Genomic DNA, 17,154 nt, shown 5'->3' with positions numbered 1-17,154 from the left:
TTTTCCTTTTTTTTCAATTCCTATGAATATTTACGCATTTTTAGAATATGCTTCGCGTCTTTTTACCGAAATTTCCGAGTGCCCAAAACTCGAAGCAGAGCTTATTCTTGCTCATGTTCTTGCAAAACCTTGTTCATTTCTCATAGCTCACCCCGAATATCAACTCTCCACCAAACAACAGCAAGAAGCAGGAATACTTATTCAAAAACGACGAACAGGAACACCTCTTGCATATCTTACTGGAATGCAAGAATTTTATGGACTCCCCTTTCTTGTGACACCTGATGTCCTTATTCCTCGCCCAGAAACAGAGCTTCTTGTGGAACGTGCTATTTCTTTTTTACAAAAAGGAGGAGGAACCCTCCTCGATATTGGTACCGGATCGGGGTGTATTGCCATTTCTGTAGCACACAATGCAAAGCCTCACAAAATTATTGGAGTAGATATTTCTCCAAAAGCCCTTCTTATCGCACGAAAAAATGCCAGACTCCACAAACGCTCCATACAATTTCTACAGGGCGATCTTTTGCCAACCGGAATACTATTTTCTAAACTTCCTCGTCCTCTTATTATTGCCGCAAACCTTCCGTATGTTCCAGAGGGAGAAGCGCATTCAAGTACACGCCAAGAGCCACAAAGTGCATTGTATTCAGGAAAAGATGGGCTTTTGCATTATAAAAGACTTTTTCCTCTTCTGAAAAATATTGAATTCGATGTACTCCTCTTTGAATTCCATCCACCACAACAAAAAGCACTCGAAGAGATAGCAACGCGATTTTTTCCCACTTCTCAGGGGAAAATGTACCCCGATCTTTCGGGACTTCCACGTATTGGAGAAATTATAAAAACCAACTTCTCACTTTAGGATATTTATATTTTCCATTTTTGAACAAAAAAATTATTCTTCCATCATTCTCATACCAAAAATAGCCTCCTTGCTCTTCTCGCTAAAAAAAACCACAATGGAAGAGATTTTATTTCCGATTCTTCTGTGGCCATTGTTCGTTCCGAGTCATCATCAATTTCTGGAGGAAATACGCAGAATACTCCTCTCTCAGAGGATCTCCTTCACAGTGCACTTCGACCAAAAACACTCGTCGATTTTGTCGGGCAGAACCAACTCAAGCGCACACTTAATGTTATTTTAACTGCCGCAAAAAAACGACAAGAAACCGCACCGCATCTTCTTTTTTACGGTCCACCAGGGCTTGGAAAAACAACACTCGCCAGTATTATAGCAACAGAAATGGGTGGATCACTTCGGATCACATCTGGACCTACTATTGAAAAATCCGGTGATCTCGCCGCACTCTTAAGCAATCTTGAAGAAGGAGATGTCTTTTTCTTGGATGAAATTCATCGACTCAGGCGTCCTGTAGAAGAAATGCTCTACTCTGCACTTGAAGATTTTGCACTTGATATCATCGTCGGAAAAGGTCCAGGAGCAAGGTCACTTCGCATTCAGCTTCCAAAATTCACCTTTATCGCAGCAACCACAAAACTCGGAGGACTTTCATCTCCGCTTCGAGACCGTTTTGGGGAAAGTTTTCGACTTGAATTCTATGATCCAAAAGATCTGGAAACCATCGTACACGCAAACGCAAAAAAGCTTGATGTTGCTATCCATCCAGATTCCGCAAGCCTTATTGCGCGCTCTAGTCGAGGAACGCCACGCATTGCCAATAGACTTCTCCATCGTCTTCGCGATTTTGCACATGTAGAACATTTGGACGAAATTTCGTTACCGATTGCAGAAAAAGCACTTTTTGAGCTTGGCATAGATAAACTTGGTCTAAACGAAGGAGATCGACGTTTTCTTCGCATTGTAGCCGAACAGTTTTCCGGTGGACCGGTAGGGCTCTCAACACTTTCAGCGGCAATTTCGGAGGAACGCGAAACCATTGAAGATATTCGAGAACCGTATCTTTTGCAAATTGGTTTCTTAGCACGCACTCCTCAAGGAAGGGTTCTTCAAGATCAGGCATTTCATCATATTGGTCTTTCCTCCCCTCAAAATAAAAACCAAAATCCCCTCTTTTCCTTTTCCGAACAAAATCGTTAAAATAGGAAAAAGAAAATTTCCCGAGTCACATGGAAAAGTTTAAGTATATCACCCTCAACCAAGAAAACCGAAAACTTACAGGAGTTTTAGCGGCAAAAGACGAAAAAGAAGCACGAGCAAAACTTCATGCTATGGGGCTTTCTGTAGTTTTTATTGAGAAAACAAACGAAGAAATTGCAGAAGAAGAAACAGGATCAATGTCGTTCTACTTTCATGTTGTCGATGTTAAAGGGAAAGAAACTGCAGGAACCATTAATGCAAAATCTCGTGAAACCGCATACATTCGCCTTATCTCAGAATATGGCTTTCGGGTCATATCGCTTTGTGAAACAAGTGTTCCAGAACAACTTCGAGAAGAAAAAGGAAAGGAGGGGCTTAAAGAACTTTCTGATGAGGTTTTTGAGAAATATGGTATTGCCCCAAAAGAACCGGAAAATGATTTGGCAGGATCGGACGAGAAGAAGAATGAATATTTTTTACAAACAAAAAAAGAACTTATTAAAAGTGTAGAAAAAATCGCCAAAAGGGCAGAGGAGGTAATGAAGGGCTATCAGGATCAGATGACGGGAAACGAGTACCACGAAATCAAAATCCGCGTAGATAATCTTATGCGTCTTCGCCTCAGTAATAACCTAAAATATATTCAAGATCTTGCAGATGAACTCCTCGATCTTATTGATAAGGCTCAGCAGGAGCATGGGGGCACAGAGGTGAGTGAAGAGGGTGGCATAAGAGGAGAAAAAGAGGAGCGTGAAAAACAAGAAGTAAATGTTGAAGACTATTACCTCAGATCAAAAAATGCGGGAACAACATCGCGTCTCGGAAAACTCTCCGAACGCCTCGCAAAAGCACTCGGGAAAAAACAAAAGCACAGAGAGGAAAAACCACAAGGGTTTCTTCAAACAAACCCTGCCGCCATTCGGACAAAACTCATCATTCATTCAACTCGAAAAATTTTTCGAACGATACGGCGCATTATTTTTACAAAGAGTAATGCCGCCCGAAAAGAACATCTTCATAGTCTCGTCGAGACATTTCAAGAGCTCTCAGATGTTGTTAGTGCCTCAAGAGCAAAACTCATTGCGAAAGGAGAAAAAATGAATGCGGAACAGGAGGAAACAATGAAAGAGGAGGAAAATAAAAAAAAAGAGGAACAACGCGACTACCACATAAATCTTTCATATCGGTTTTTTCGAGAACTTCGTCTCTTTTTTGGATGGCTTCTTGCTTTCTATGTTTCTTTTTTTTATATAACTGTTTTTGCCCTTGTGAAATGGGGAAATGAATCTTCGTTCTATGATTTTTTATGGCGATCGGTTACAAGCTCATTTCCTTTTATGATCACAGGATCTGTGTTCCTTATTTTTGCCGGACTTACTATTCACGTACGGCTTTCACATGGGAAAATATTGGGATACTCTTTTGGATCACTCGTGACCATAGGTCTTGTCGTTCTCTTTTTAGTGAACTTTTAGTCACTCCCAAAACTTGTCATATATCTCTCCACAAAAAGAATGGAAAACAACATGAAATCACAAGTTATAGGACTTTCTTCAGATGGAAGTGGTATTGTCAAACATGAAGAAAAGGTTATTTTTCTTCCTCTTGGTATTCCAGGACAGATTGTCCGCTTTCGCATCACTCATCGAAAAAAACAAGCGTTTTTTGGAGAAATTCAGGAGGTGCTCGAAGAATCGCCACATTATATTCCTCCTTGCGATGCAGAATTTCCCCTTTCAGGAGGTGCTCCATGGCAACACATTGCCTACGACGAACAATTGCACTGGAAAGCACAATTTGTAAAAGATTCTCTAGAACGTATTGCAAAACAGAAAAACAGTATTGTCGACCCCATTGTTCCCAGTCCCAAAATATTTCGTTATCGAAATAAAATGGAATTCTCATTTGGATATTCCCGAATGCGAAAAGAGATTCTTTCAGACGGATCTATTAAGCATCACGATGAAAATCCTGGTCTTGGTCTCCATAAACGCGGAAACTGGAGGGAAATTGTACGATGCTTAGGTACCTGTCTTTCACCAGAAATTTTCTCAAAAATTGTTCAAAAAATAGAGGAATTTGCGCTCTCTTCAGAGCTTCCTGTCTGGAACCCCATTATACATAAAGGATTTTGGCGGAATCTTATTCTTCGAAATTCAGAACGAACAGGGAATATTTTGGTGCGTATTGTCGTATCAGAAAAAAAGGAAAGATCATTCTGGAATCCGATTGTTTCTGCTTTATTAAAGGAAATTCCAAACATTTCAGGAATAGCTGTTGTGCTTCATTCGGGGGTTTCAGTTGCTGGCTTTGATGCGCCAACCGAAACACTTTTTGGAGAAGACGTATTAGAAGAAATATGGTGTGGCACTCATTTTCGCATTTCAGGAAACGCATTTTTTCAGGTGAATACAGAATCTGCTGAAAAACTTATGGAAAGCATTAAGGAATGCGCAGATATACAAGAAGGAGAAAGGGTTCTTGATGCATTTTGTGGAACAGGAAGCATTGCACTCGCACTCGCATCTTCTGCAAAACGCGTCTTAGGAGTAGAGGTTATTCCGGAGGCAATTCAAAATGCCAGAGAAAATGCAAAAAGGAATGCCATCAATAATACCGAATTTATCGTTGGTTCGGTAGAAAGCATTCTCCCTGAAACACTTATCGACTTTGCACCGCATGTCGTAGTGACTGACCCCCCACGAAACGGACTCCCAAAAAAAGTTCGGAAAAGCCTCTTCTCCACTTCTGCAAAAAAAATAATCCTTGTTTCATGTAATCCCGCAACACTTGCCCGAGATATTTTAGAAGCAAACGAATTTGGATGGAAACTCACAAAAGCTCGTCCTCACGACCTCTTTCCAAACACTCCACACGTAGAGACCGTAGCACTTCTTGAGAAAAGAACGTAGTCTATCGCTATTTTCTTCTCAAGAAATATCAGAGATTTTCCAAAACCTACTCAGGAATGGTGACACTATATATTTGTTGTTGTCCAAGAAGATAAATTGTATTCCCGACAACATAAAAATCGACAATCGGTTCAGTATTCTCAATGACGATTTGTTTCTTGTATACTGCCTCATTTTCGTATTTCTCATAAATAAATATTCGTTTCTCCTTAGGATCGAGAACAAACAGCGACGCAAGTGTGTCATTCGTAAAGATTTTGCTTCCCAAAAGCGCTCCTCCGGGAGTTCCCTTTACTTCGTATGGTTGCGACTCTCCTCGATGGTATTTCTGAATTGTTCCATCCTTCAGGAGAACAAAAACACTTCCGTCAATAGCAAAGGAAATGGCATCAGAAATATTCACTGTTTCATCGGTTATCCACCCCTCAGGGATAGTAAATCCACTCTCTCGACGTTCGTATTTCCATATCTGATTGTCAGAAGGGCTCAAAAAATAGAGAAACTTACTAAAAACACCAATATCACTCGCCGTTTTCCACGTTTTATCTGCCGTATCAGCAGAAATCACTTGACCATTTTGCCACTCAAAAACGCTTCCGTTTTCCGTAACAAAAACAAGTTCATCTTTTGAAGAAAGGGCGGTCAAAAACTGAACCTTATCAGAAGCGCTTAGCACACCAACATTTTCAGGATGGGTAGTAGAAGCAAGAATACGATAAAGAGAATTTTTGTCGTATACTAAAAATTCGTTCTTTAAAAAGGAGATGCCCTTTGTAGAAATATCAGATTTTAGTGGACGAAGATCAGAAAATACCTCTGGATTTGTAATCCGCATAATATGGTTCACACTTTCTCGTTGCTCCTGAACATGTGTGAGTATTTTTTCCGCATTTGCGAGGTCAACACGTTGTTCCAACATTTTTCGAGCATTTTGCTCAATGGCATCAAGAAGAAGATTCGCCTGATCAGTTTTTCCTTCAATAACTCGTGTGTCTACATTGGAAAAATCTTGTTCCACATTTTTTACAAACTCAGAAAACTCACTCGATTGACGTGTATCCTGCTCTTTTGAAAGAAGAGAAAAAAAGAGAAAAAGAAGGAGGAGCGCCAAAATAACAGCACCTCCCAACAAAAGCAGAGAAGAAGGAAGTGCCTTTGCACGTTGCAAAACATCTTCAGAAAAACGATTGGCAATTTCTGAAAATTGGGTAACGGGGCTCGTTCTTCTCCCTGGGGAAATGGAAGTGCGATCATTCATAGAGCGCTCTTCTGGGAAAGGAAGCGGATCAGCCGTTTTGATATTCATCACCAAAAGCCCGTATCCTTCCTGAGGATCAATACAAGAGGATATACTCTCAAGCGACTCTGTCACTCCCCCGTCCGAAAGAATTCGAGAAAGATGGCGCTCTGTTACAAATCTCTGTAAACGAACAGTAGAAATAACAATACGATCTCCATTTTGGAGATCACCACTACTTACATTTTGGAAAAAATCAGTTCCAGTCATCACGGGAGAAATCCCCTCAGAAACCTCAAGAAGCGCACTCTCACGAAGAAGGAATACCTCCCCTTGACCGTAATTTGAGAGAAGGAGAAGGTCTCCAGAGAGAAAGGAAATGAGCATACTCCCATTTCGTAAAATACTCTCCGCCTCTTCTTCTGAAAGCATTTCTGAAAGCTTCTCATTTACCACCTTGAGAACAGACTCAAACATGTCCTGCTCATCACCAATATGGTCATCGAGAATCTTTGAAACAGCAATATCACGAATGACTCGAAGAACTTCATCCGCCATGTGGCTAGACTCAGGAAAATGACCAACAACCCAAAGCTGTTGATCTCCAACTTTTTTCTCAAACACCCGAACAAATGCTCCCCCCTTTTCCTCCTGACGAAGTGCTGAAAATACCTTAAATCCCATGCACCAAAAAAAGAATCGTTTCACATTTTCTCTGCTTTCTCTAAAAAAAACAAGTCTTGGTTTTTCTTCTGTTTCTTTTCTTTTTTTATCACTCAGAAACGGCATTCTGCTGAGTAATAGTAAAAAGTGGAAAACTATTTTATGTGATAAAATTCATCACTAATGGTAAAAAATATATTATTTTTCTGATTCAGAAAAAAAGAGTCCGAGGGAACGAGCTGTTTGTGCATCCATTTGAACTCCAGCAAGAAGGGCATCACGATTTTTGAGCATCGCCGATTCACGAACCTGAAGAGCAGAAAGAAGCGGAGAAATTTGCTCTTCAAGACGAATAATTCGAACAAGCTCTGCGTTCTTTTCGATAATATTTTTATCAGAATCCGTAAAGTTTGTTATTGCCTGCTGAACTCCTTTTGCATCAAGTGCCTCCATACGTTGAGAAAATTCTTTTCGAAATTGCTCAGATTCTTGTCGAGAAGACTCAGAAAGAGATCTTAAGCGCGATTCTTGTTGTTGTAAACGTTGGAAGAGATAGTTTCCGCGAGATAAGGATGTTTGAAAATCAGTTTCTAAGCGCTGAAAACGATTAGTCCGATATGGAGTAGAGAGAATTTCATTTCGAATATCAAGTCGAAGAAGATTTTGCGCAGACCGTAGAAAAGCAAATTCTTCCGAAAAGATGTCTGGGCTTTCAAGTGGCAAAGTAGAAAGACTAACTGAATCTTGAACTCCCAAAAAAGCGGAAGAAAAATTTGCATTATTCAAAACAGAAACGAGAATTGAGCTCTCCCGAACTCCAGAGAGAGCAGAAAAAAGAGGAATTTGCTGTTGAAATTGATGAAAAAAGAGCACGGAATCGAAAACACCATTTTTAGCACTCTTTTGAAAATTACCCTCCTCTCCCAATGACACTCCTCTCAAAAAGAAGCTCAAGAGAAAAAGAAGAAGTGAAAATAGAAGAAGATTTCTGAGAGAACTCCCATTTCTTTTCATAGAAAATTGATATGAATTCCCTTTTAATACCTTAAAAAATAAATGTCAACTGTTGGCATTTAAAAATCACTAAAAAAATGATATAGTACAGAATGTCTTTCCAAAAATACAATGAAGAAAATAACAGAAATTATTGCTGATGTTGAAAAAAAAGCAACTGAACCCATAGAGGGATTCGACTGGCCACTCGATAAGTGGTACATCGAACGATTCCTTTTTTTAATAAGTGGAGCGACTAATTTTATTTTTATCTTTTTGGGGATCGTTTTTCATCCGGCATTTTACTTGGTGTTGATGTTCTTTGGAGCAATGCAAATTCTTTTTGCTCTCACTGGATTTTCCATGACAGTAAAACTCCTAAGCTCTTTTGGGATAAAACAAAAATCAAGTGTTATGGAGGGGGCATAAGACCACACCTTTTCTTGCCATCTCCATCTGACTGACACACCGGAAGAGAATTTTCGTCAAACATTCCTAAACACCTCTCTTGTACACAAGAAGGAGTATTGTTTTTTCCACTCCATTCTGGATGGGCGTTATATTTAGAAACAAAACTTCGATTTATCGAAATTACTGAAGAACAGCACCCCTCATAGGAAACAAGAATACAATCTTCATCAACAGTACAAAGATCAAAAGGAACATCTGAGGAAGATTGATTTGAGCCAAGAAGTGTGGAAATTGCATCCTGCGCTTCTTGAACTTCACGAACAGCTTTTTGAAATTCTCCTACCTTTTGCTGAACATCATCACGAATTTTTAGAGCATTTACTTCAAGTTTTTTTGCGGCCTCCTTCCCCTTTCCGAGTGTTTCTTTTGTTTGATCTCCCACAATCGTCAATTTTTCTTGCGCTGAATCAGGAAACAACGCACACGCAGAAAGAAGAAGAAGTGAAAAGAGAAGGAGGGTATATCTCACGATTAAGAAGAAAAAAGTTCTGATACGTTCACAACGTCGCGAGAAAGAACATCATGCGCATAATTCATCTCTAGGATTTCTCTTTCCCCTTCCTGTTCAGAAGAAAGTTCTGAATACACATCCGAATGATGAAGAAAAATATTTGCAAAAAAATCGTGATGACACTGCGGACACGAAAGCTGAAGCACGGCGGAATTTCCAACAGAAGAGAGAACATGGACGTTTTCCGGTAACACAGAAGCACTGCATTGTGGACAGACTGTCGTTTGCTCTACGTGCCGGAGAAGATGAAGAAGCTGAACAGGTTTCATCATCCACATCATCCTCTTGATACAAAGAATTGTCAAAAGTGAGTTTTTAGATTTTCAGATATATTTTTATCCTTTCCAGGTAGATGAAACACTCTTTTTCAATTCGGAACGACTCTGAAAAAAGACTTTATTGTACTCATTTACATGCGGCGCGCTTTCAGGAAAACTCTCAAGTTTTGGAAAAATAGTGTCTTTCTCATTCAGAACAGAAGTCGTCATACAAATTATATCGCTTCCGTCACCTAGCGCAAAAAGAGCGCTCCCACAGTGAGGACAAAATCAACGCTGTGTATTTTGTGAAGAGCGATAGAGTTTTGACTATTCACCTTTATAGGTAGTAGACGAAAGAGGAAAAATTACCCATGCAACAACCGGCGCTTCCGACCAACTCTGACACATTTTACAATAGCAAAGATGAGGATCGCTCGACTCTCCATTAAGAGAAAAGGATATATGCCCACAAAGACATCATCCACTATACATTTTCTACACTTAAAGATTTTTTAGAGTGTTCGCATACGTTCTTCAAGCTTGTAGACCTCAAGGCGATCTCCTTCTTCTATGGAAATTTTTCCTTCAAACTGAATACCACAATCTTGATTTTCTTCTATTTTTTGCACTTTCTTTTCGAAATGTTGCAAAGAAGCAATTTTTCCTTGTCCCACTGGCTCTTCTTGATTCTCGCCACGAAAAATACGAACAAGAGCGCCATTTTCGGCATATCCTTTTCGAATGCGACATCCTACAATCATCATCTTCTTTTTTGTGTAGAAAATCTGCTTCACGTCAATTTGTCCTAACACCTCTTCCACCACTTCTGGCTCCAAAAGTCCTGAAAGAATTTGCCTAATGTCATCTACCAACTGATAAATGATTTCATAGTTTTGTACTTCCACTTTTTCTTTCTCAGCAATACGACGCACCCTTGGAGAAACGGCAACATGGAAGCCAAATACAATTCCCTGACTTGCCGCCGCCATCATAATATCTGTCTCTGTTACCCCTCCGACCGCCGCATGAATAATTTTTGGACGAACCTCTTTGCTTTCAATTTTTTCAATCGCTTGTCGTACCGCCTCAAGCGACCCTTCTGTATCGGTTTTGAGCACGAGCTTCAGGAATTTTATAGATCCCTGCTGTAAGCCTGCCATAATCTCAGTCAAACTCGCTCCTGCCGCCTTTTCTTCGTCGTGAAGGGAACGGAGTTCTTCTCTTTTCTCACGAACTGCCTTCGCATTGGGAAGCACCTGCAAAATTTCCCCTGTTGATGGAACTTCCGAAAGACCCGAAATACGAACCGGCATTCCAGGAAGAGCAAATTGTACTTTCTTTCCTTCATCATTGAGCATCGTTTTTATGCGTCCACCCTCTTCACCCAAAATAAAATCATTCCCCACGGAGAGTGTTCCAGTATTCACTAAAATTGTCGCCACAGGACCAAGAGAATGATCAAGATTTGATTCGATGATTGTTCCTATAGCAAGGCGTTTTGGGTTTGCCGTAAGCTCCAAAAACTCAGATCGCAAAATAACCATATCAAGAAGATCACTAATTCCTTGATTTTGAAGAGCGGAAACGGGAACAAACACTGTATCTCCACCCCAATCTTCTGAAGTAAGACTGTGTACCGCAAGCTCCCCTTTTACCTTCTCAATATTTGCATCGGGTTTGTCAATTTTGTTAACGGCAACAATAATGGGAAGTCCCGCCTCCTGCGCATGGTGAATTGCCTCAATAGTTTGTGGTTTTACACCTTCATCTGCGGCAACCACGAGAATTGCGATATCCGCTGTTTTTGCACCACGAGCACGCATTGCAGTAAATGCCTCATGTCCGGGGGTATCGAGAAAGGTAAGTAGATGACCTTTTTTTTCAATTTGATAAGCACCAATATGCTGTGTAATTCCACCAGCTTCTCCTTCTGCTACTTTTGTTTGACGAATGGCATCAAGAATCTTTGTTTTTCCATGATCAACATGCCCCATAACAACAATAACTGGAGGACGAGGAACAAGATTTTCTTTTTCATCTGCCAACAGTTCCAAAAGATTTCGACCCTTCAGCGCTTCAGCGCTTCCTGTTTCTTCTGCCCTGCGAATCTGAACATCAATTTCTGGCGCAATAATCGCATAGGTATCAAAGTCGAGTGTCTGTGTCATGGTCACCATAACTCCATTTTTGAGGAGGACAGAGATTATTTCTCCTGCGGGAACTCCCACTTTTTCGGAAAACTCTTTTATAGAAATAGTAGCAGGAATTTCTACTTCTCCTTCTTTTTTGACAAGCACATGACCACGCTTTTTTCGGCGCTCCATGGCTTTTTTCTCGAGTGCTTCTTGCTCTCGGTCTTCTTTAGACTTTTGTACTTCTTCCTCGTGGCGTTTTTTCGCCGCCGCCGCCTCTTCTGGGGAAACCTCTATTTTTCGAAAAATAGCGGGTGTTACTTTTGCTGATTGCTCTTTCGCAGGAACAGCAACCTCTTCTGAAGGAGGTTTTACTTCTTGATCAATCTTCTTCTCTTCTCGTTGAGATGGAGTTTTTGCAAGACGATTCAGTCGATCAAATGCTGTCTCTTTTTTGGGCTCTAACAAATCTTCTTGCTCCTCCTCTTCGTCATCTTCTCTCTCTTCCTCCTCCTCTTCGTCATCTTCCTCATCATAATGAACAGGAAGTGGCGGAATCTCTCTGTTAAGACGACGTGCCGCAAAACGCACAATACCAGATGCAAGCGATTCGGGAAATTCGCGATCGTTTGGTTTTACACCAAAATTTACTTCCGAAAGCATTTTTCGGAGATCCTGAGAAGTAATGCCAATGTGCTTCGCCACGGCAGCGGCGCGTATCGTTTTTTCCATGCCAGAGCATCTTTTCATATTTCTCAGGCTTTTCCAATCAATTTTTTAAAATTCATTTAAAACATCACTCATGAAGAAGAGAAAATTTGCGCAGAGGAAGAGGCTTGTGATACAATAGAACTTGGTTTTCTTCTCCCAAAGAATCATGAAAAAATATATCATATCTCTTCTCCTCCCTTTTTTTGTGGTAGGAGTTGGAATAATTCCTGCACATGCGGCAACGTGTTCACTCACCGATAGCGATCATGACGGATACTTTTCAGATAGTACTTTTACAGTGTTAGGAGCAGGGCACGAAGTAGAAAACCGTTGTGATGGAAATAATTTCTTTGGTGTAAAAGGGTACGAACCCGCTATTTGTGACTGCCCAACACTTCGTGAAGGTCGTGGATGTGACACCCTTGGGGATGATCATCAGCTGACAGTCCCAGAAATTAGCGAAATTATTGATACCAACAAATATAGTGGTCGGTCATTTTCAGGATCTGCGTTCCATCCAAATGCAGCAGAAATTCCAAGCAATGGAATTGACGAAAACTGTGATGGTATTGATGATAGCGCGAACTCCTTTGATGTTATGGGGCTTGTCGAAAAAATTATCAGCTTTCTCGGATGGCTTGTTGTAGCTGTTTCTACTGCCGTTCTCATCTGGGGTGGTATTATGTATGCCACTGCTGCCGGAGATGATGAAAAAATTCGAAAAGCACGAAAAGCCATGCTTGGAGCAATTATTGGAGTGCTTGTTGGAGTACTCGCTGCGGGTCTTATTGGATTCGTTATGGATTATTTCACCAATATTTAAGAACTTAATTTGTAATAAGTTTTCGAAAACCCCTCCTATTTAGAAGGGGTTTTTTATGTTCATCCTATATGGCAGATCACGAAATATCCCTACTTCCATAATAATGAAAGATGGATATCTTTCCCTTCAAGCGAAATCGTTTTTTCAATATCAGCAGAGGGAATTTCTTTCAAAATTTCCGTCGCTAATGTTTCCGTAGCGATCATTTCGCCAAAAAGAGCAAGAATATCATCTGCGCCAGAGATGCCGAGTAAAATACGGTCGGAAATATCATACTCCGCTTCTTTACGAAGCTCTTGAATATTACGAATGAGTTCGCGTGCGTGCCCCTCCAGTAAAAGATCTGGTGTAACAATAGTATCGAGTGCCACCACAATTCCTGCTTCGGAAAGAGCAGAAAGCCCCTCTTTTCCCAAAAAGCCAATCTCAATTTCTTCCGCAGTAAGTTCCCATTTTTCAGCAACCGTGCACGAACCATCTTCATGCTCGATAAAGTTTCCGCTTTTTGCTTCACGGATAATTTCCTGAACCTCCTTTCCGTATTTCGGACCAATTTTTCGCGCATCGGGTTTGGCAAATTTTTCCGCTATTTCCTCTGGGTTTTGCACTGCTTCCACTTTTTTTACATTCACTTCTTCAAGAAGAATATCTTCGTATTTCGTAAGAATATCAGATGAGAACCGTGACGGAAGCGCCACTTTAAGAAGCGCAAGCGGTTGACGAACTCTTTGCTTCTCGCGCGCACGAAGTGCCAACGCCAGTGAAACAATAGTACGCACTGCAGAGAGAGATTCCACGAGCTCCCGATCTTCTGGAAATGCATCGGCATTTGGAAAATCCGAATGATGCACCGAAGATACGTTATTTTTCTGTCGAAGATTTTGCCAAATTGCTTCCGATATAAATGGCATAGCGGGCGCAATAACTTTTACTGTTTCCGTAAGAACGGTAAACAGCGTTTGAAATGCAGCATTTTTATCGTCATCGGTTTCTGATTTCCAGAATCGACGACGACTTCGGCGAATGTAAAAATTTGTCAGTTTTTCGAGAAACTCTGGAATTTTTCGGCAGGCACTATCGAGCTCATACGCGTCAAAAGCATTTTGCACATCACGAATAAAGGCAGAAAGCTCCGAGAGCACCCATTTATCGAGCAGGTGATCACTTTTTTTGAAGGTTTCATCTGGTGTCCAAGAATCGATATTTGCGTAGGTCACAAAAAAGGAATAGGCGTTCCAGAGTGGCAAAAGAACCTTTCGCACTACTTCTTCTACCCCATTTTCAGAAAAGCGAAGATCTTCGGCACGAACCGCAGGAGAACTGAGAAGATAAAACCGCATGGCGTCTGCTCCAAATTTATCAAAAATAATCTGAGGATCAGGATAATTCTTTTTCGATTTACTCATCTTCTGCCCATCTTCCGCCAAAATAATACCGTTCACAATCACATTTCGAAACGCAGGAGAATCGTAAAGCGCATTCGCAAGAACATGAAGTGTATAAAACCATCCGCGAGTTTGATCGAGACCTTCGGCAATAAAATCGGCAGGAAATCCTTTTTTTAAAGAAATATTTTTTCCCATTGGGATTGCCCCAGAAGTACTATCGCCTTCCCAAAATCCTTTTTTATATCCACATCTCTCATAAAAAGAGATGGCATTACAATTTGCATTAAGAACAATCCTATAACACCCTTTCTCCCTTGCAAATTGCTCCACAAGATCTAATGTTTGTCTTCCAAATCTTTGATTTTGATATTTTTCGGAAATAGCAAATACACGGAGAGCAATTGTTTCACCATCAAGCTCATCGAGGCGAAGGGTTCCAATAATTTCTTCTTGAAAAATAAGAACAAAAGGATGACTCTCGAGATCTTTTTCATCCGGATGATCAAAGTCATATACAATATCTGGATGATATCGATCAAAAATCTCTTTTTTCCGAATTTGGTGATACTGATGAAATTCCTCTGGAGTCTCAGCAGGTTTCATTTTTAATGAGCCCCCCTTCTGATACTCCTCACTACTAACACTCGCGTATGGCATTGATCCGCTTTCAAACCAGCAATCGAGCACATCTGGAACGCGATGCATTTCTCCTCCACATGCACAGTTAAAAACGATTTTATCGATATAGGGACGGTGAAGATCAATCTCACCATTGGAATTTTCTGGACGAGCAGAAAAAGAAAACTCAAAAAGACTTCCTGTTTCTGGGGGATTAAGGGTGAGCGGCTCTCCAGAAGCACTCCAAAAATATTGTTGAAAATGCCGTACAAGCTCTCCATGAGTAATGATAAGAACTTTATTGTTCACATATTTTGTTCGAACTTCCGAAAGAAACTCAAAAGTTCGTTCCACAACCTCTGCAGAGGTCTCTCCGCCATGGGGATTTGTGGAATATCTCTCAGAAACGGTGGAAAACTGTGACTTCCATTCTTCTGCTGTTTTTCCCTCCATTATGCCAAAATCTATTTCTCGCAAACGGTTATCTATCACAATTTCCACCGGAATGTTGGCATACTTTTTAATGATCTCCGCTGTTTGCCGTGTTCGGTGTAATGGCGAACAAAAAATATATTCTATATTTTCAGATTGAATCTTCTCAGCGAGCTTTTCTGCCTGTTTTCTCCCCTCATCGGTGAGCGAAACAGAATCGTCTTGAACACAAGAAACAATTCTCCGAACATTATGGCTTGCCTCACCATGTCGAGCGACAAAAAGGGTTCCGTTCTTTTTTGCTTTTTTCGCAATTTCTTCAACAGAATTTGCCACCTCCCGTTTTTGACACAATTCACATTTCCATACCGGAATTGGTGCACCCCAATAACGACTTCGAGAAATCGCCCAATCGGGTGCATTTTCGAGAATTTTTCCAAATCGACCATGCTGAATATGATCAGGAACCCAATGAATGTCTTCATTATTTTTGAGCATCTTCGATTTAATGGATTGCACATCCACAAAAAACGTGTGAATACCGCGATACATAAGCGCACAATCCGTTCGCCAACAGTGTGGATAGCTGTGCCGAATCTGCTCGCGCTTCATTAATTTTCCAGATTCTTTGAGAGCATCAATAACCCAATCGTTTGCATTATCTTCTTTTGAGCCTTCTACTACCGGATCAACCCGAAAATACTTTCCGGCAAGCGGTGGAATAGTTTCGTCAAAATAACACGTTTCGGTGAATGGATAAATAAGCGGAACCTTGTTCGCTGTAAGAATACGTGCATCGTCTTCTCCAGTTGGCGCAAGGTGAACGATTCCTGTTCCCTCGGCATCGGAGACAAAATCGTCACCAAACACCTGAAAGGCGCTTGAGAAATCGAGATTGCCTTTTCCGTGAAGATCTTTGAGAAATGGAAAAAGCGATTTATAGTGTTTTCCAATAAGATTGGAGCCCTTTAACGTTTGAATCACAAGCGGATCCCGATAGGATGCTTCAAATTCTCCAGTTTCTTGATAAAGAAAAAGATCACGTAGCAACCCTATTTGTTCATCACGTGCTCTTTCAAAAATTCCCTTTGCTACTATGTAACGATCACCTTTTTTTAGTCCAAATCTCTTTTGCAAATCCTCGTTATCACTTTGAATTTCAAATCGTACATATTCCAATTCTGGATGAACACAAAGCCCCAAATTGCTTGGAAGTGTCCATGGAGTGGTTGTCCATGCGAGAAAATAAGTATTTGGCTCTTCTTCCAACTCAAATTTTACTGTTACCGCCGGATCATCAATGTCTTTGTAATTCAAATTCGCCTCAAAGTTGCTCAATGTCGAAGCAAGTTTTGGCGAATACGCCACCACTTTTTTTCCTTCATAAATCATTCCTTTATCCCAGAGTTTTCCAAACACCCCAATAATTTTTTCCATGTACTCAGGGTCCATGGTTTTATAATCGTTTTTAAAATCAACCCAACGTCCCATTCGTTCCACCGATTTTTCCCATTCCGAAGTGTATTTGAGTACAATTCCTCGGCATGCCTCGCAAAAATTTTGAACACCATATTCCTCAATATCATCTCGGTTTTTAAAGCCCAGCTGTTTCTCCATTTCGTGTTCCACAGGAACCCCATGGCAATCCCACCCGAAACGACGTGGAACATATTTCCCTCGCATCGTTTGGTAGCGTGGAATAACATCTTTTATCGTTCCCGCAATAATATGCCCATAGTGTGGCAGACCGGTCGCAAACGGTGGACCATCGTTAAAGGTGTAGAGTGGAGCATTTTCCCGATTTTCTAAAGATTTTCGAAAAGAATTGTTCTCTTTCCAAAAGGCAAGGATTTCTTCTTCAAGCTTTGGAAACGATGCTTTTGGATCAACGGGCTGGAATGAGGACATATACACAAAAATAGGAAAACAGAATTTCTGCCT

Annotated in this window: 12 protein-coding genes; 6 read left to right on the top strand and 6 right to left on the bottom strand. The window is 40.8% G+C overall.

Features of this window, described 5'->3' with window-relative positions; genetic code table 11:
- Nucleotides 1-22 precede the first annotated feature (22 nt).
- From prmC to rlmD, 4 genes are all read left to right on the top strand, one after another.
- Nucleotides 23-865 (top strand): peptide chain release factor N(5)-glutamine methyltransferase, encoded by an 843-nt coding sequence (gene prmC / locus IPN35_01400; GenBank protein ID QQS59529.1) that lies wholly within the window; start codon nucleotides 23-25, stop codon nucleotides 863-865.
- 156 nt (nucleotides 866-1,021) lie between these two features.
- Nucleotides 1,022-2,062: a Holliday junction branch migration DNA helicase RuvB gene (ruvB, locus tag IPN35_01395; GenBank protein QQS59917.1), complete on the top strand. Its 1,041-nt coding sequence runs from the start codon at nucleotides 1,022-1,024 to the stop codon at nucleotides 2,060-2,062.
- 29 nt (nucleotides 2,063-2,091) lie between these two features.
- Nucleotides 2,092-3,537 carry a hypothetical protein gene (locus IPN35_01390; protein QQS59528.1) on the top strand — a complete coding sequence of 482 codons (1,446 nt, stop codon included), beginning with the start codon at nucleotides 2,092-2,094 and terminating at the stop codon, nucleotides 3,535-3,537.
- A 39-nt stretch (nucleotides 3,538-3,576) separates the two neighbouring features.
- The gene (gene rlmD / locus IPN35_01385; GenBank protein QQS59527.1) at nucleotides 3,577-4,974 is read left to right on the top strand and encodes a 23S rRNA (uracil(1939)-C(5))-methyltransferase RlmD; all 1,398 of its coding nucleotides are present in this window, start codon (nucleotides 3,577-3,579) and stop codon (nucleotides 4,972-4,974) included.
- A 46-nt stretch (nucleotides 4,975-5,020) separates the two neighbouring features.
- On the opposite strand, the gene IPN35_01380 is transcribed toward rlmD, so the two are convergent.
- Both IPN35_01380 and IPN35_01375 read right to left on the bottom strand, forming a co-directional pair.
- A complete protein-coding gene (locus IPN35_01380; protein ID QQS59526.1) occupies nucleotides 5,021-6,895 on the bottom strand; it encodes a hypothetical protein in 1,875 nt (624 codons plus the stop codon).
- A gap of 177 nt (nucleotides 6,896-7,072) precedes the next feature.
- The gene (locus IPN35_01375; protein ID QQS59525.1) at nucleotides 7,073-7,807 is read right to left on the bottom strand and encodes a hypothetical protein; all 735 of its coding nucleotides are present in this window, start codon (nucleotides 7,805-7,807) and stop codon (nucleotides 7,073-7,075) included.
- Nucleotides 7,808-7,999: 192 nt separating this feature from the next.
- Here IPN35_01375 and IPN35_01370 point away from each other — a divergent pair, with 192 nt between their 5' ends.
- Nucleotides 8,000-8,296: a hypothetical protein gene (locus IPN35_01370; protein ID QQS59524.1), complete on the top strand. Its 297-nt coding sequence runs from the start codon at nucleotides 8,000-8,002 to the stop codon at nucleotides 8,294-8,296.
- On the opposite strand, the gene IPN35_01365 is transcribed toward IPN35_01370, so the two are convergent.
- The 3 genes from IPN35_01365 to infB all read right to left on the bottom strand — a co-directional run bounded on the left by IPN35_01365 (nucleotide 8,280) and on the right by infB (nucleotide 11,973).
- Nucleotides 8,280-8,807, bottom strand: coding sequence for a hypothetical protein (locus IPN35_01365; GenBank protein ID QQS59523.1), 528 nt, complete (start codon nucleotides 8,805-8,807; stop codon nucleotides 8,280-8,282). The genes IPN35_01370 and IPN35_01365 overlap by 17 nt on opposite strands.
- A 2-nt stretch (nucleotides 8,808-8,809) precedes the next feature.
- Nucleotides 8,810-9,130 (bottom strand): hypothetical protein, encoded by a 321-nt coding sequence (locus IPN35_01360; protein ID QQS59522.1) that lies wholly within the window; start codon nucleotides 9,128-9,130, stop codon nucleotides 8,810-8,812.
- Between the two features lie 491 nt (nucleotides 9,131-9,621).
- The gene (gene infB, locus IPN35_01355) at nucleotides 9,622-11,973 is read right to left on the bottom strand and encodes a translation initiation factor IF-2 (protein QQS59521.1); all 2,352 of its coding nucleotides are present in this window, start codon (nucleotides 11,971-11,973) and stop codon (nucleotides 9,622-9,624) included.
- Between the two features lie 145 nt (nucleotides 11,974-12,118).
- Here infB and IPN35_01350 point away from each other — a divergent pair, with 145 nt between their 5' ends.
- Complete coding sequence (locus IPN35_01350) at nucleotides 12,119-12,775, top strand: putative metal-binding motif-containing protein (protein ID QQS59520.1); 657 nt, start codon at nucleotides 12,119-12,121, stop codon at nucleotides 12,773-12,775.
- Nucleotides 12,776-12,864: 89 nt separating this feature from the next.
- On the opposite strand, the gene IPN35_01345 is transcribed toward IPN35_01350, so the two are convergent.
- Nucleotides 12,865-17,121, bottom strand: a complete 4,257-nt coding sequence (locus tag IPN35_01345) for a GNAT family N-acetyltransferase (protein QQS59519.1) — start codon at nucleotides 17,119-17,121, stop codon at nucleotides 12,865-12,867.
- Nucleotides 17,122-17,154: the final 33 nt, after the last annotated feature.

This window comes from Candidatus Peregrinibacteria bacterium, assembly GCA_016699755.1.
Taxonomy (GTDB): domain Bacteria; phylum Patescibacteriota; class Gracilibacteria; order CAIRYL01.
The sequence above is the reverse complement of the archived record's forward strand: the minus strand, read 5'-3'. Positions and strand labels throughout refer to the sequence as shown.

Coding starts and splice junctions, on each gene's coding strand:
- prmC (QQS59529.1), top strand. CDS start 23: ATGAATATTTACGCATTTTTAGAATATGCTTCGCGTCTTTTTACCGAA.
- IPN35_01390 (QQS59528.1), top strand. CDS start 2,092: ATGGAAAAGTTTAAGTATATCACCCTCAACCAAGAAAACCGAAAACTT.
- rlmD (QQS59527.1), top strand. CDS start 3,577: ATGGAAAACAACATGAAATCACAAGTTATAGGACTTTCTTCAGATGGA.
- IPN35_01380 (QQS59526.1), bottom strand. CDS start 6,895: ATGGGATTTAAGGTATTTTCAGCACTTCGTCAGGAGGAAAAGGGGGGA.
- IPN35_01370 (QQS59524.1), top strand. CDS start 8,000: ATGAAGAAAATAACAGAAATTATTGCTGATGTTGAAAAAAAAGCAACT.
- IPN35_01360 (QQS59522.1), bottom strand. CDS start 9,130: ATGATGTGGATGATGAAACCTGTTCAGCTTCTTCATCTTCTCCGGCAC.
- infB (QQS59521.1), bottom strand. CDS start 11,973: ATGGAAAAAACGATACGCGCCGCTGCCGTGGCGAAGCACATTGGCATT.
- IPN35_01350 (QQS59520.1), top strand. CDS start 12,119: ATGAAAAAATATATCATATCTCTTCTCCTCCCTTTTTTTGTGGTAGGA.
- IPN35_01345 (QQS59519.1), bottom strand. CDS start 17,121: ATGTCCTCATTCCAGCCCGTTGATCCAAAAGCATCGTTTCCAAAGCTT.